Below are 15,837 nucleotides of genomic sequence, written 5' to 3'. Positions count from 1 at the left end.
TCGTCTTCAGCCCCGATGGCAAAACTTTAGCTTCCGCCAGTTGGGACAACACGATCAAATTGTGGAATCTGAATCTTGATGATTTATTAGCGCAGGGTTGCAGTTGGCTTAAGGGTTATTTGGCTAGCCATCCTGATGCGGCTAAGGTGTGTCCGGGGCGGTAGGGAGAGGGGAAGCACTTCGGCTACGCTCAGTGACCGGGGGACAGGGGTGTAGATGATGGATGCGATCGCAATACGGTTCGGATAAGACTCGATCCCCCCAACCCCCCTTAAAAAGGGGGGCTAAAAATGGCTCTATTTCCCCCTTTTTAAGGAGGACTAAGGGGGATCTTTAAGACCTATGCACCTTAACCGAACCGTATTGGATGCCGCAGCTACGCCCGTCGTAGACATCGCTTGATAATAAAAGGACAAAATTCAAGTTCTGATCTCGGCGTTTCGAGTTCCGAATACGAATGGCCGAGCAAAAAGGTCAAAGTTCCAAGTTCCGAACACCAATGACTGAGCAAAAAGGTCGAAATTCCGAGTTCCGAACATGAATGACTGAGCAAAAAGGTCGAAGTTCCGAGTTCTGAACACCAATGACCGAGCAAAAAGGTCGAAGTTCCGAGTTAAACCTCCGGTTCCACTCCCAGCGCTTTTAACTGAGCGGCTAATCTCTCTGCACGCTGGCGTTCTTGTTCTGCAAGCTGTTGAGCAACGTTTTTCTCTTGCCGTTCTTTTGCTGCTAACTCCAAACCCCACAGTAATAATTCGCCGTTATCATCCCACCAACGTAACCAATAGCCTGTACGGTTTTCTCGGCTTCCTTGCCATACACCTAAAAACAAATTCATTTCGGCAATCCAGTGACGATTATTTCCATCCGGTGTTTGCAGTTCATAATTTCCGAAATCATCTCGCCGATAAACTTCTAAGACTCCGCCATCTGGTTCAAAAATGGCATAGTTTGGCACTTGTAAAATCTGCTCATAATAAAACCATTTACCTGGGGGATAGGTCGGTTTACTCGAATACTCTCCACCTTCGGTATCTGAGAGAAATTCCATCACAATTACGGGAATATCACCTTGGAGTCGTGGCGTATAACTGCGCTTCACTTCTTCTCGTGAGACTCGAATAGATGATACATATCCCCAATCTGGTGCTTTGACCACAAATCGATTATTTAAGGTGGCGCAGATACTGTAGTTAGTGATGGTTAAAGCATCGGCGGGTAATCTACCAGTAAGTTCCAAGCTTTCTGTTAAAACAGCAGCCAAGAGTGGCTAATTAATGCTATCCACTGGCTTGTTGTCTAAAACAAAATCATCAGGTAACTTTTCCCAGGTGACATCATGAGTGGCTGCATTGGCTACCATAATCAGAATATCTCAAGTACAAATTCAATTTCTAATAGCCCAAAAAATTGCACACGGCGTTACTCCTGAGCAAGGGTTCGCACTTCTTCTACTGACAATGCCAAAGCTTGGGCAATCTGTTCAATGCTCAAATTCATTTGCAATAATCGGGGTATAGCATCTCTTCTGGCTTGTTCTGCAAGTTCAGCCCGTTGCCGTTCTTGCTCGGCGTTGCGAGAAATTTCTGTATAAGTTAAAAATCGTTCTCCGTCAGGGCGATATAGTTGCAGAGTCTCTGGGGATAAAACAAAGCGAATTTTTAACCGAGGACTCACCCAATCTTCCATTTGGGGGATGACATCTAAACCGTCTTCATTACGCAACCAACCGGACAAATTATTGCGATCGGGATCGTAAATGTAGTACTCTTCTACGCCATAGCGGTCATAGAAAAGTAATTTCTTGTCCATTTCAGCTTGTCTGTTACCGGGAGAAAGAATTTCAAACACAACTTGGGGTGCAATTCCCTCCTCTTTCCATTGTTGGTAGCACAGGCGGTCGCCTTTTGGTCTACCCAATACCACCAGCACATCTGGGGCGTTAACAACTTTGTTGCGTCCCTCTACTGGATACCAAAATAAATCCCCGGCGACAAAAACATTTGGATTGTCGGCGAACAACCAATCTAAATTCTGCTTAATTTCTACAATCCAGCCAAACTGTATGGTATTATTAGCGACTGGTTGTCCGTCACTATCTGGGTAAATCACCTCTGGCTGGGTCGGCGGTTGGATTTGCATTACCATAGTTTCGCCCTCAGAAGGATATTTAATCGGGATGCTTCCAAATTAGCAGACTCTTAAGTATGTCTGCGGCCTGAATTTGGAATGATAACTAACTAAAACAGTACGATTGTTCTACTATAAACCAATTAAAGATAGTATTATTAAGGACTGTTTCATCAGAAACTCCCTCTTCGCCGCCCAATATGTCAGACCACCAGCTAGCAGCATCCTTGAATGGACATCTTCCGCACCCCAGCCACAACAGCCAGAATACCATTCGGATTCGGGGTGCTAGGCAGCATAATCTGAAAAATATTGACTTGGAATTGCCGCGCGATCGCCTAATCGTATTCACTGGCGTTTCTGGTTCTGGTAAGTCTTCCCTAGCATTTGATACCATTTTCGCTGAAGGGCAACGTCGCTATGTGGAATCCCTCAGCGCCTATGCGCGGCAATTTCTAGGACAGTTGGATAAGCCGGATGTGGAAGCGATTGATGGCTTAAGTCCAGCAATTTCCATTGATCAAAAGTCAACGTCTCATAACCCCCGTTCCACTGTGGGTACGGTGACGGAGATTTACGACTATTTGCGGCTGTTATTTGGTCGGGCTGGTGAACCCCATTGTCCCATATGCGATCGCTGTATTGCACCCCAGACAATCGATGAGATGTGCGATCAGATTATGGAATTAAGCGATCGCACTCGCTTCCAAATCCTTGCACCCGTTGTCCGGGGTAAAAAAGGCACACATCGTAAGCTTTTGTCAAGTCTGGCATCTCAAGGTTTTGTGCGTGTGCGAATCAATGGCGAGGTACGCGAACTATCAGATTCGATTGAATTGGATAAAAATTTTACCCACACCATCGAAGTGGTAATTGACCGCTTGGTAAAAAAGGCTGATATCCAAGAGCGTTTAGTTGATTCCCTGTCTACGTGTCTGAAACAATCGGATGGTATTGCGACCATTCTTGTGAGTTTACTTGGTGACGACGGACAAGAAAAAGAAGAAGAATTAGTATTTTCGGAAAATTTTGCTTGTCCAGAACATGGGGCGGTAATGGACGAACTATCGCCGCGATTGTTCTCGTTTAACTCACCTTATGGTGCTTGTCCCCACTGTCATGGAATCGGGACTTTAAGGAGATTCGCGCCAGATTTGATAGTACCTGACCCAGAAGCGCCACTTTATGCAGCGATCGCGCCTTGGTCAGAAAAAGATAATTCTTATTATCTGGAATTACTCTACAGCATCGCCCAGGCTCATGGGTTTGAGTTACAGACAAATTGGAGCAACCTGACAGTAGAACAGCAGCAGATTATTCTGTATGGAGAAAAAGAAGAAGGAAATACAAAAGCACAAAAAACCCAAAACTTTAAAGGTGCTATTCCAATTTTGCAACGACAATATGAGGGTGGATCTGAGCTAGTTAAACAAAAATTAGAGCAGTATTTAATTGATCAGCCGTGTGAAGTTTGTCAGGGAAAACGGTTAAAACCGGAAGCATTGGCGGTGAAGTTGGGTCAATATGGAATTTTAGAATTAACTGGGGTATCAATTCGGGATTGTCGGGAAAGAATTGATCAATTCAAGTTGAGCGATCGCCAGTTACAAATTGCTGATTTAGTACTCCGAGAAATCAAAGCTAGATTGCAATTTTTGTTAGATGTAGGTTTAGATTACCTCACACTTGATCGTCCAGCCATGACCCTTTCTGGTGGTGAAGCCCAGCGAATTCGTCTAGCAACGCAAATTGGTTCTGGTTTAACAGGAGTTCTCTACGTTTTAGATGAACCAAGTATTGGTTTGCATCAACGAGATAATGGCAGGTTGCTCAAAACCTTAACTAAATTGCGCGATTTAGGTAATACATTAATTGTCGTTGAGCATGATGAAGAAACAATTCGTGCTGCTAACTACATAGTTGATATTGGCCCTGGTGCAGGAATTCACGGCGGAAATATTATCGCCCAAGGTGATTTCGAGACGTTGCTAGCAGCAGAAGATTCCTTAACGGGTGCGTATTTATCAGGAAGGCGAGTAATTACCACGCCAGCAGAACGCCGCCAAGGAAATGGGCGCAGTTTGATCATCAAAAATGCCCATCGCAACAATTTAAGAAATATAGATGTAGACATTCCATTAGGTAAACTCGTCGCCATCACTGGTGTGTCTGGTTCTGGCAAATCTACCCTGATTAACGAGTTACTGTACCCATCATTACAACACCACCTCACAAAGAAAGTTCCCTTACCGAGAGATTTGGAGAAAATTCAGGGATTAAATGCGATTGATAAAGCGATCGTTATCGATCAATCTCCTATTGGCCGCACACCACGTTCTAACCCTGCAACTTACACAGGAATTTTTGATGCCATTCGAGATGTATTTTCCCAAACAGTAGAAGCCAAAGCTAGGGGTTACAAACCCGGACAATTTTCTTTTAACGTTAAAGGTGGACGTTGCGAAGCTTGTAGTGGACAGGGTGTGAATGTTATTGAAATGAACTTTCTCCCTGATGTTTACGTGCAATGCGAAATTTGTAAAGGTGCAAGATACAACCGTGAAACTTTGCAAGTGAAGTACAAAGATAAGTCTATTTCTGATGTTTTGAGAATGACAGTTGAGGAAAGTTTAGACTTTTTTCAAAATATTCCCAAAGCGATCGCGCGGTTGCAAACTTTATTTGATGTCGGGTTGGGTTATGTCCAACTAGGACAACCTGCGACTACCTTATCTGGTGGGGAAGCGCAACGGGTAAAATTGGCAACAGAACTATCTCGACGCGCCACCGGCAAGACTCTTTATTTAATAGATGAACCAACAACCGGGTTATCTTTTTATGATGTCCACAAATTGTTAGATGTATTGCAACGATTGGTAGATAAAGGCAATTCAATATTAGTAATTGAACACAATTTAGATGTAATTCGTTGTTCTGATTGGGTGATAGATTTGGGGCCAGAAGGTGGCGACAAAGGCGGAGAATTGATTGCTGTGGGTACACCGGAGGAAGTTGCAAAAAATCCCAGGTCTTATACTGGGCAATATTTGCAGCAGGTGTTGAAACAGTATTCGGTAAAGAAGAAGTAGTAGGATCTAATACTAATTCGTAATACCCTACGGGAAGCGCAAAACGCTACATAATATAATGTCCAGTTAATCAACCTGACTTCAAAAATGTTCGTAGTCAGGACTTCAGTCCTGATTGTGTTCGCGTAGCGTCTCGTAGAGAAGACTTTAGTCCTCACTACAAACCAACTTCAAGCTCAGAACTCGGAACGCCGAGATGTCGAAACTTCATTTCTAGAGACTGGAGAAGAATTCCCTAATACCCAGTACCCAATTAATAATGAGTTGCCGACTTGCGATGATGCACGGCTGTAACGCCATCTTGATTTAACACTTTGCCATTCTCGACAGTTGCATAAACCAGCCAATGGTCGCCAGATTCCATCCGGTTTTGTACGGAACATTCGAGATATGCTAGGGCATCGGTAAGTATCGGAGAACCGCTTTCAGTTTCTTGGGCGGCCACATCAGCAAATCGGTCTTCTCCTGGGCCAAAAGGTTTAAGGAAATGCTTCATCAACCCCAAATGATTCCCTTCTTTGAGAATGTTGAGGACAAATTTGTTGCCTGTATGCGTCAGTGTTTCTACTGCGCGTTCTTTGGCTACAGCGATGGTTAAACCAGGGGGACTAAAGCTAGCTTGAGCCACCCAAGAGGCTAACATGGCACTGGAACGATCGCCTTCTTTGGCTGTGAGAACACAAAGAGAACCGACAATCCGACCAACTGCTTGTTCTACACTTGTCGCAGGTTGACTTGGCGATCGCACTTTTCTCGTTTTCTTCAGTGCTTGAGCAAAATCGGTTCCAGCTTCTTCACACAATTGTAAGGTGGCATCGTCGGGTTTGAATTTTACGCGGATGGTGTCAAAACCAAACCGATAGCCAGCATCTTTTAATTTACCCTCAATTAAATCAACCGCTTCCCCACTCCAGCCAAAGGAACCAAAAACACCAGCGAGTTTATTATTCGTAGCGGTGGATAGCACAATCCCTAAAGCTGTTTGCACGGGTGTGGGTGCATGTCCGCCGAGAGTAGGTGAACCGATCACAAAGCCAGCAGATTTTTCCACAGCAACCCGGATATCTTCAGGTTCAGTGAATTCGCAATTAATCGATTCTACAGCAACACCAGCTTTTGTAATCCCACGAGCGATCGCTTGAGCTAATGTCGCTGTATTCCCGTAAGCTGACGCATAAATTAACGCTACTGTCAAGTCAGCAGATGTTTGCTGTTGACTCCATTCCCGATAAGCTTTGGTTAGGTCGATTAAGCCATAGCGTACCAAAGGCCCGTGTCCAGTGGCATACATTCTCACAGGAAAATCCGCTAGTTTCTCCAACGCTGTTTCAACTTGACGGGCGTGGGGAGCCATGAGGCAATCAAAATAATAGCGCCGATCTTCGTTATATATTTCCCAGCCTTCATCAAATACCTGATCTCCGCAAACATGCGCCCCAAATAACTTATCTGTATACAGAATTTCTGTTTGTGGATCGTAGGTGCAAAGTTGATCTGCATAACGGGGGTTGGGGGTGGGAATAAATTGTAAATTATGCCCATTGCCCAAATCTAGAGTTTCTTCGCCCCGCATCACAATAATTTGCAAATCTGGATTTTCCAACGCCCCACGTAAATTTATCGCCCCTGGATTAGAACAAACAAAAGTGATTTGCGGGGCAATTTCCAACAAAGCTTTTAAAGTTGCAGCCCGGTTAGGATTTACGTGTCCCAAAATTACATAATCTAATTCTTCGAGATGGAAACGCTGCTGCAACGCTTCTAAATAAATTTGCGTAAATGTTTCCCCTGGAGGATCGATGAGGGCGGTTTTCTCGCTTTCGATTAAATAAGAATTAGCAGTTGTACCCTTAGCAAGAGCATATTCAATTTCAAATCTGAGCCTTGACCAACTGCGCGATCGCAGTATTCTTGTATCTGTAGCTATTGGATAAACTTGAACATCACGGGGTTTGTTTGTTGACATGGGGAGTGGGGAGTGGGGAGTGGGGAATAAGAAGTAGGAATCACCACTGACATGGGGGGTAGGGAGTAGGGAGTGGGGAGTGGGGAATAAAAAGTAGGAATCACCACTCCCTATTCCCTTTTTTAATAATGCTTTACTACATGGCTTTTAGGGTAATGAGGAATTAAGAAGTAGGAAACACCACTCCCTACTCCCCACTCCCTTTGTTAATAGTGGTTTCCAACTTTGCGGTGATGGACTGCTGTTAGCGCTTCTGGTTTAGAAACTCGTCCAGCGTAGACGGTGCTGTATACGGCCCAATGATCGCCGCAGTCCATTCTACTGACGACTTCGCACTCCATGTAGGCGAGGGCATCGTTGAGGATGGGGGCACCATTTTCGGCTGGCTGGGTTCTCACACCTTCAAAACGATCTGCGCCAGGGGCGAACCGTTTCAAAAAGTGCTTCATTAGTGGTTGAAAATTGCCTTGTTCTAAGATGTTTAGAACAAAGCGATCGCCTACTTGCATGAGTGATTCAATTGCCCGATCTTTGGCTACGGCAATGGAAAATCCCAACGGTTTGAAGCTAGCTTGATTCACCCACGAGGCTAGCATGGCACTGGAAACATCGCCTTTTTTGGCAGTAATAATATATAATCCGCCGCTAAGTCTGCCTAGTGCTTTATCTAAGTCAGCACCGAGAGATTTCATGGCTTTGATAGTGCGATCGCGTGTTACCCATTGAGCTAAGTCTGTACCCGCTTCTTCACACAACTTGTAAGTGTTTTCTGTGGGTGTTTGTTTAATCCGAATCGCTGGAAAAACTGTTGTCAAACCCAAATTGCGGAATTTACTCAGCAAAGGATCTATCGGCTCATCATCGCCACCGCCGGTTTCAAACACGCCGATCGCTTGCTTTTCTTTGGCTGATCCTAAAACTGTGCTGAGTGCAGCTTGGATGCTCGCAGCGCCAGAAGCAGGAGGTAGGCCAACAACTAGTCCAGCACAACGGCTAACTAGTTCGCGCAATTCTTGTAAATCAACTTCAGATCCCAAATCGACAATTTCCACAGCGACACCGGTTTTGCCGATACCGTTGGCAATTGCTTGCGCGAGGCGATCGCTATAACCGTATTCTGAAACGTAAAATATCCCAACTGCCGTTTCTGCCTTGGTTTGTGTTTGGCTCCAAGTGCGGTAACGTCCAGTTAGTTCCTCAACATTATGAGATAATAATGGCCCGTGTCCTGTGGCAATCATCTCGATGGTTTTTAGTTCTGCCATTCGCTTCAGGGCAGACAAAACTGACCGCGCATTTGGCCCCATCAAGCAATCGTAGTAGTAATGAAAATCTGCTTCAATAGCTGCCAAGTCTTCATCAAAGGTGCTATCTGAGCAATAGTGTAGCCCAAAGGCATCGCAGGTATAGAGAATTTTGGTTTTGTGGTCAAAGCTGAAAATTGTATCCGGCCAGTGTAAATTTGGAGCAATCACGAATTCAAATTCATGACCATTGCCCAAATCTAAGCGATCGCCATTTTTCACAATCCGCCGTTTGAATGGCTGATGTATCAAATCCTCCAGAAACTGAATCGCCACCCTAGAGCCGACAACGGTAATTTCTGGAGCCATTTGCAGCAAATCTTTAACTAAACCACTGTGGTCTGGCTCAGTGTGGCTGATAATTAAATAATCAATTTCTGTTGGCTTGATTAGTCCGTTAAGCGTATCAAAATATAGTTGACGAAACTTTTCGTGAGAGGTATCAACTAAGGCAGTCTGCTCCCCACGGATGAGAAACGAGTTATAAGTGGTACCGTTTTGCAGACCAAACTCAATATCGAAGCGATCGCGATCCCAATCCAAAGAGCGAATAGCTGTCGTCTCTTGAGCGATTTCGACCTGCTGTATGGTCAGCCGTTTTTCAGTTTTTTCGGTGAGCGCTACCATAACTCCCCTCCTTAACACAATGAGTATTTGTTCCTCTAGATTTATTGTTACACGGCTTGAATATTAATTTTTATTAAAAAACCTATAGCTGACTTAAAAAAGTTAAAACAGTGAAACCGCAGAGGCACAGAGAGGAAATTTGGCTAGCGTTGGAAATTGGGAATTCCCGGCTGCATTGGGCGTTGTTTATTGGCGAGACGCTTTACTCAGCTTGGGATACTGACTATCTACCTGAGTCTGCTATACAACAGTTGGCTGAATGTCAAACCCTGGATGATTTACTAGAGAAAATTTTTCCACGCCATCAGAGGACTGAGAAACAAGAAGGACACAGAGACAATTCCTTACCCGCGTCACTTCCTACGCTCCTCATAGCCTCCGTAGTTCCCAGCAAAACTGCTATTTGGCAAACTTACCCTAACATTCGGGTTATTACCTTAGACCAAGTACCACTAAAAGGTGTTTATCCCACACTAGGAATTGACCGCGCTTTAGCTTTATGGGGTGCAGGAAAAACGTGGGGTTTTCCAATGTTGGTGATTGATGCTGGGACAGCGCTGACTTTTACGGCTGCGGATGCTAATCAGTGTCTGATTGGAGGTGCAATTTTGCCAGGAATAGGTTTGCAATTTACAACTCTCGTTCAACAAACAGGACAATTACCATTAGTAGAAATACAAAATTTCTTGTCTTTACCACCACGTTTTGCACTCAATACAACAGAAGCAATTCAAAGTGGAGTAATTTACACTCTCTTAGCTGGAATTAAAGATTTTATTGAGGTGTGGTGGGATTTATTTCCTGATGGTAAGATTGCGATTAAAGGAGGCGATCGCAGTTTATTAATTAACTATCTACAAGCTTTATATCCTGAAATAGCAGCACGTTTGATTGTGGAACCAAATTTAATTTTTTGGGGAATGCGGGAAATATTTAGAAATCATGAGTGAGCAGTAATGAATTAAGTAGACCCGTCCCAAATATAATCCAATACAGTCCAGTTAAGGGAACTCCAATAAATAAATTATCCAATCTTGTGGGGTGGGCTTCTAGCCCGCCCAGTTCATAGGACGGGCGAGACGCCCATCCTACAAGAAATATTGGGATATTTTATTACTTGGAAGTCCCTAAGCATTTCTTCCTTCTCTTCCTTTGCGTCCTTTGCGACGGCAGTCGCTCATGGGGGAGACCCCCAAGACCGCGCTGCCTCTCCTTTACGGTTCATTAAAAAAATTGACTTTGACAAAGAGTTTTAGCCTTAACCCAAGCGTATTGAAATATAATCAAGGCACAAAAAAAATGGTAGAAAGTAAAATTAGCAGTCTACCACTTTGATTTAAATAAAATGTGTATTGTCTTCGATTATATCCAAAAATAACCTGACAGAACAAAACAGATTTTGGATATTATTCATGAACAGTTTCAAGCCCTACTTCAATCAGCTTTAAAAGAACACCTTAAAATCCAGAAGTAAAAAGACTTATCTGAAAGTAAAGATTAATTATCCAGGGGAAGAACAGAAAGAATTATTATCAACTTCAGAGCAAATATGTCTATATCTATTTTATCTGAGGCAGATACCGCAGTGAGTGCTTGAAAATTCAGTTAAAGTCGAGCATTAGTTTACTGAGATTGATTTGGATTCAAGTTGCGATCGCCCATTATCCTGATGCACCAGGGCCGCCATTCCATGTTCTTGGGCACGTAGCTCTTGATCAGATATTTCTGGCTCCTTAATATAGACCGAACTAACTAAGATATTCAGGACTCCACTTTCTTCAGCCTGACGCACAGCGCAATGCGTAATCAATTCACCCACATTTAGAATCACGTTGTCTTCTGGATCAAGAATGACGCGGGTAACAGGACGACCCAGTGCTTGTTCAATTCCTTGCTTCCTCATCGCCCGTGTCCTGCGTGTTTGTAGCATTTCTGCTTTCTGTTTCAAGGCTTGCCAGAAAGTGTTGAGGTTCTCTTGAGCGACATTTGCGCCCTGGCGCAGTTGAACTTTGGTTTCTAACCATGTGTCACTTGTGGTAGAACGAACTGTGCTTGCCAGAGCCAGACCAGCAGCGTTGAGTAATTCTGCTTGTTTGCCGTAAGTCTGGGCACGAGCGAGGACAGATTCAGTTACAATCTGCCCAGATGCCGCAATAATTAAGCCATCTTCAGCACGCACCGTTTGTAGGACTCTGCGCCCTCTTGCCTGCTGAATCACCTGTGCTGTCAGCCCATTAACGGAGTGACGTAGGTTAGCAGCACTCCTCATCGTTGCACTCCCGATTCGATTGCTAGTAGATTCTGTTGCTGCTTGCAAATTGCGGGTGATATTGGCAGTCAGACTGCCACCCGTGGCTCGATAGAGTTCATCGAGGATACCTAAGCGCTCGGCCGCTTCTGCATCGACTAGCGTGACTGACTGCCCCTGTTGTAGCAGTACACTACCGTCTGGAGTTAGCACATCTCGCTCAACATGCTTGCCAATCACATATATTTTTTGCTCGGCAGGGTCAACCAAATTATTTGTCAGGGAGGCAGCTGCATCTCGATTGAGGTCTTGCAGTTTGCTGCTAGTAGCATCAGTTGCTGCTTGTAATTGCTCACCTGCATTCTGGCTTGCTGACTGTAGCCTGCGGTTCACATTCTCTACTGAGCTTTGCAGTTGCTCACCTGCATTCTGGCTTGCTGACTGTAGCCTGCGGTTCACATTCTCAGCTGAACTTTGCAGTTGCTCACCTGCATTCTGGCTTGCTGACTGTAGTCTGCGGTTAACCGTTTGAGCCGATTCTTGCAACCTGTCTTCAGTTGCTTGGACGGCTCCGCGGATACCACCGACTTGTTCTTCCATCATCTGAGCAGTTTCTGGAGGCACAAAGGCAACATCGTCACCAATTGTCAATGCTTCGGGAGCAGGAACGAACGATCGCCCCGAGTAAGCATCGGCAAATACACCGCCAGAAACTTCGTATCCTTCCACCAGTCCACTATGTTCATCAAAGAACAAATCCACCAGTCCACCAAGGTAAAGTCCCTCAGTGGTCAGCATTCTCGTTCCTCTTAGTACGATATTCTGGTGCAGAATCTCTTTAATTGCAGGGACACGATGTGCCTTAACAACAGATTCTTTGGATTTAACTATGATCGCATCTGACCCGATCGCTTGCACCTCTTGTAGGGGAATGACTTTTGCATCCCGAAACAATCCCTTCTCTTCAACCAGGAAACCTAAAAGTTGATTACGTTTGTGATCAAAAATTAAATCTAGAATTCGCTGAATTTTCTTACCCTTGTCAGAGGTGACGACTACTTTATCGATCACATCGCTACCTTTACGCATTTATCTATCCCTCGCAGTTATTATTGATTGAGTTATTTAGTGACTTGTTCGTTGGTTGGCTGAATTTTTAGCTGAAAATACCGTCCCTCTCTGCCAAAACCGGGAACGATGTCAATAACGCCAAAGTATTCTAGGAATACCCCAAAAATGGCAACAAGGATGATGATAACGGTGATGTTTGCTCCAGTATTAGAGCGCTGTCCTACGAGTCTAGGCATTTTTTCTCTCTTATTTTTTATTGTTTTTTGATTGCCAAACTTGCTGTAAAAATCAGATAAGGTTGTTTACATCATTATTAATTTGACGTGCATATCTATCTGCCGCCATATGCCATCGCTCAGTTTATTCTTTAAAAATAAATAAATTCCATAAAAAATATGGGCATTTGATTATTTGAAGCTCCTCAATCGATGGTTTAAGCCTTTTTAACTCACTGTTTGACGAACTCGCCGGTTGTTACCTGCGGAGGCATCATCAATAATGAAATTCTCAATTCCTCGCCGTTTGAAAATCGCTTCCGCACGCTTACTGTTGGTAGCATTACCTTTAATTATTACTAAGTGAGCGGCTCTATTGAAGTGATCGCTTAATTTATTAGGGCTTGGATAATATTAAGGCATTTTCATATTAGTTTATCATCAATCTCTTGGAGGAAGTTTTTTGTCTCTAGAGTGAGATCAGGGTTTCAACTCAAGCAATAAGCGCTAAAAAAATATCAGGATATTTGATTGACATCTCAGGTTTTAAAAAATTTGTATGCGTTCGCAAGAGTTGTACAGATCACGGTTTGAGAGCGAAGTAATATGTGTAGTGGATTGGCAGCAAACTCTGAATGAGCTAGTTTAATTCGTTTAAATTATGGCTTTTTAAGATAGTTTTAATAAACTCCCGAATCTCGATCGCTACAACCGCAGCAGAAGATTCTGGTAAATCATTTCCAGCATGGGCAATCATTTTCAACTCAACCTTCGGCATCAGTTGAGCATAAACCCGACTCTTGGCTAAAGCATCTGGTGTATCTTGTCCACCTTGTAAAATCAAAATCGGGACATCAATCATGTAAAGCTGTTTTTGCAGTAATTCCGCCTCAATTTCTGCTTGTCGCCTTTTGAAAAGTAACTGGCAACCTATGGGATACGGCAATAAGCTGTTACGCAGCTGCAAGTCTTGGGCAATTTTTTCATGCCAACCCAGAATTTTAGTCAAGGGAGTTAGCGATCGCAACAATTTTATTATTAGTGGTGGATAGCTCAATAATCGCCGCATCTTTCGGCAATGCTTTTCTTGTCCTGCTATCTCTACACCCTCTGGTGCTAGCAGTACCAGACCATTAACTTTCTCTAAATACTTTAAAGCATAGCTAGCTGCAATCCAACCGCCAAGAGAATGTGCTACTAAATATACTTTTTCTAGCTTGACAGCTTCCAGAAATTCAGCTAGACACTCTACTTGTAAATCTATCGAATGATGGATATTCGGATTCTCTGATTCACCAAACCCTAACAAATCAGGTGCGAAGCAATGGAAATCTTGTGCAAGAGACTCCATCACAGATAACCATTGACTGCTCTCATTCCAAGCACCATGTAAAAAAATTATAGGAGTTTTTTCACCGACTTCACGCCAGAATATCAGCCCTTGAGAGAGCTTTCTCCGGGAGTTACGGAATAGTGTACCCATGTTAATTTAGTAGCTAACTTTTAGCACCATAATAAATAGTCATTAGCATCTGACAAAAAACAAATGACTAATCACAAAATATTATTATGCCAATGTTGTCAAGCCCTTCAAGTAATCTTGCAACTGCCGAGTATGGTCGTGAGACATCTGTCCTGAAGGTAGCAGATTGGCAGAGAAAGCTTGGATTTCCATAACTTCCAAAGTATCCTGAATCTCCATTGTCCCATGCACCTCGGCTTCAACCACAATACAAATTGAATGGATTCGAGGATCGCGGTCTGGTGCGGAGTAAACTCCTACCAAACGATTAATTTTCACCAATTCTAGCCCCGTTTCCTCCATCAATTCTCGGCGGACTGTGTTGGGAATATCTTCTCCCCAATCCACCATACCTCCAGGCAATGCCCAAAGACCATCATCACGTCGTCGGATCAGTACTATCCGACCATCGGGTAAAATTGGGATGATACTAGTGCCAGTAATGGGATGACGAAATATCATACCCAATACTGTTTGTCCAATACGCCATAAGCTACGTGTGGACTGGACAGCTGCCGGAAAAAAAGCAATAACGTTCAATCTTCAAAATTTTTGTATTGTATTCTATACTTCTCTACCACTTACGTAGACTCAACTAATAAAAATTTTATTGAGTTTTGTTTTATACAAACATGTTTGTGGGTTGAGATTTTATTCTCACGATTTACGTAGAATATTATTAATTCTAACATCAACTTTCAATAGAAGCACTGTATTCATATATACATAATATTTTTTAAACCAGAAAACTTTTCAGTTTATAACTAATATTAGCGTTGCACAAATTAGCTATCAATAATATAGGACTGATATTTGATTTTTAAAATATACGTAGGGTGCGTTAGCCAAAGGCTAACGCACCACCTCTGATTCCAGGTGCGTTACGCTACGCGATAACACACCCTACATATACTTAGATTTTTTCACAAATCAAATCGGATTGCTATGGTTTTTCAGCACACGTTCAAAAAATTAATCTGAATAATAAGTTAGAAGTTAGAATTCAGAATCCAAAATTCAGAATTCAGAATCCAAAATTCAGAAGAGAAAATTAAGCGGAGTTTGAGACCGTCAGCTAATTATTGATAATATTGATTAGTTTGTTCCAACAAGAATAGCAACAACTAGTTAGGTAATTTATATCTATTTGACGTATTTGAATCTAAGAAAGGATATTTCTCATCTAGCTGGTGGGGATAATTCTAAATTTTTATTGACAGAATAAGGTTTAATGCGGTAGACTAGTACATTGTTTAAAGCGTATTAATTGCTGCACTAGGTTACAAGTATATCAATAATATTGGTAGCTGATATTGCCTATGTGATGCCTAGTTGCTAGTTTTTTGTTGTTTATTAATGAGGTGAACATGGCCAAGCGCCGTAACCCGAAAAAAGAAAAGGCGCTACGTAACCAGGCGTATGCCAGAAAGTTTCGTAAACGAACTACGACAGGAAGAATGCAGAGAAGGTTCCAACAAAGACCACCGAAGAGTGAGGAAGAAGAAGGCGCAGCAGCAGCTGACACTGAATAAGCTGCCTGCTTAAATCCTTATTATTTGAATTATTTAGTTTTTAGGGCGCACATTTATTTGTACGCCCTTATTTATTTATGGGCATTGGGCATTGGGCATTGGGCATTGGGCATTGGGCATTGGGCATTGGGCA

10 protein-coding genes and 1 pseudogene are annotated in these 15,837 nt (G+C 43.2%); 3 read left to right on the top strand and 8 right to left on the bottom strand.

The genetic code is table 11. The annotated features are described in order from the left end of the window. A partial coding sequence (locus PUQ00_RS32965) for a hypothetical protein (protein WP_366145977.1) occupies nt 1-164 on the top strand: 164 nt, incomplete at its 5' end. 449 nt (nt 165-613) lie between these two features. Here the strand turns inward: PUQ00_RS32965 and PUQ00_RS28925 are convergent. Next, nucleotides 614-1,363: pseudogene (locus tag PUQ00_RS28925) on the bottom strand (Uma2 family endonuclease). 59 nt (nt 1,364-1,422) lie between these two features. Then, on the bottom strand, nt 1,423-2,148 hold the full coding sequence (locus PUQ00_RS28920) for a Uma2 family endonuclease (protein WP_300423038.1): 726 nt from the start codon (nt 2,146-2,148) through the stop codon (nt 1,423-1,425). A gap of 182 nt (nt 2,149-2,330) precedes the next feature. Here PUQ00_RS28920 and uvrA point away from each other — a divergent pair, with 182 nt between their 5' ends. Beyond that, entirely contained in the window at nt 2,331-5,219 is a 2,889-nt protein-coding gene (uvrA, locus tag PUQ00_RS28915; RefSeq protein WP_300423036.1) for an excinuclease ABC subunit UvrA, read from the top strand. Between the two features lie 253 nt (nt 5,220-5,472). Here the strand turns inward: uvrA and PUQ00_RS28910 are convergent, their stop codons facing one another. Both PUQ00_RS28910 and PUQ00_RS28905 read right to left on the bottom strand, forming a co-directional pair. Next, nucleotides 5,473-7,185, bottom strand: coding sequence for a diflavin flavoprotein (locus PUQ00_RS28910; protein ID WP_300423033.1), 1,713 nt, complete (start codon nt 7,183-7,185; stop codon nt 5,473-5,475). Between the two features lie 206 nt (nt 7,186-7,391). Beyond that, on the bottom strand, nt 7,392-9,116 hold the full coding sequence (locus PUQ00_RS28905) for a diflavin flavoprotein (protein ID WP_300423030.1): 1,725 nt from the start codon (nt 9,114-9,116) through the stop codon (nt 7,392-7,394). 110 nt (nt 9,117-9,226) lie between these two features. On the opposite strand from PUQ00_RS28905, the gene PUQ00_RS28900 reads away from it, so the two are divergent. Next, nucleotides 9,227-10,066, top strand: a complete 840-nt coding sequence (locus PUQ00_RS28900) for a pantothenate kinase (protein ID WP_300423028.1) — start codon at nt 9,227-9,229, stop codon at nt 10,064-10,066. A gap of 668 nt (nt 10,067-10,734) precedes the next feature. On the opposite strand, the gene PUQ00_RS28895 is transcribed toward PUQ00_RS28900, so the two are convergent. The 4 genes from PUQ00_RS28895 to PUQ00_RS28880 form a co-directional block, all read right to left on the bottom strand. Then, nucleotides 10,735-12,453: a PRC-barrel domain-containing protein gene (locus tag PUQ00_RS28895; RefSeq protein ID WP_300423025.1), complete on the bottom strand. Its 1,719-nt coding sequence runs from the start codon at nt 12,451-12,453 to the stop codon at nt 10,735-10,737. 32 nt (nt 12,454-12,485) lie between these two features. Continuing rightward, nucleotides 12,486-12,671, bottom strand: coding sequence for a hypothetical protein (locus PUQ00_RS28890; protein ID WP_300423024.1), 186 nt, complete (start codon nt 12,669-12,671; stop codon nt 12,486-12,488). A 619-nt stretch (nt 12,672-13,290) separates the two neighbouring features. Next, entirely contained in the window at nt 13,291-14,133 is an 843-nt protein-coding gene (locus PUQ00_RS28885) for an alpha/beta hydrolase (RefSeq protein WP_300423021.1), read from the bottom strand. 84 nt (nt 14,134-14,217) lie between these two features. Next, nucleotides 14,218-14,712 (bottom strand): NUDIX hydrolase, encoded by a 495-nt coding sequence (locus PUQ00_RS28880; RefSeq protein ID WP_300423019.1) that lies wholly within the window; start codon nt 14,710-14,712, stop codon nt 14,218-14,220. Nucleotides 14,713-15,837 lie beyond the last annotated feature (1,125 nt).

Origin of the sequence: Nostoc sp. S13, assembly GCF_029379315.1 — a bacterium.
Classification (GTDB): Bacteria; Cyanobacteriota; Cyanobacteriia; order Cyanobacteriales; family Nostocaceae; genus Nostoc.
The sequence above is the reverse complement of the archived record's forward strand: the minus strand, read 5'-3'. Positions and strand labels throughout refer to the sequence as shown.

What these genes read in the sequence shown, in the direction of transcription:
- PUQ00_RS28920 (WP_300423038.1), bottom strand. Translation starts at nt 2,148, where the DNA reads ATGGTAATGCAAATCCAACCGCCGACCCAGCCAGAGGTGATTTACCCA.
- uvrA (WP_300423036.1), top strand. Translation starts at nt 2,331, where the DNA reads ATGTCAGACCACCAGCTAGCAGCATCCTTGAATGGACATCTTCCGCAC.
- PUQ00_RS28910 (WP_300423033.1), bottom strand. Translation starts at nt 7,185, where the DNA reads ATGTCAACAAACAAACCCCGTGATGTTCAAGTTTATCCAATAGCTACA.
- PUQ00_RS28905 (WP_300423030.1), bottom strand. Translation starts at nt 9,116, where the DNA reads ATGGTAGCGCTCACCGAAAAAACTGAAAAACGGCTGACCATACAGCAG.
- PUQ00_RS28895 (WP_300423025.1), bottom strand. Translation starts at nt 12,453, where the DNA reads ATGCGTAAAGGTAGCGATGTGATCGATAAAGTAGTCGTCACCTCTGAC.
- PUQ00_RS28890 (WP_300423024.1), bottom strand. Translation starts at nt 12,671, where the DNA reads ATGCCTAGACTCGTAGGACAGCGCTCTAATACTGGAGCAAACATCACC.
- PUQ00_RS28885 (WP_300423021.1), bottom strand. Translation starts at nt 14,133, where the DNA reads ATGGGTACACTATTCCGTAACTCCCGGAGAAAGCTCTCTCAAGGGCTG.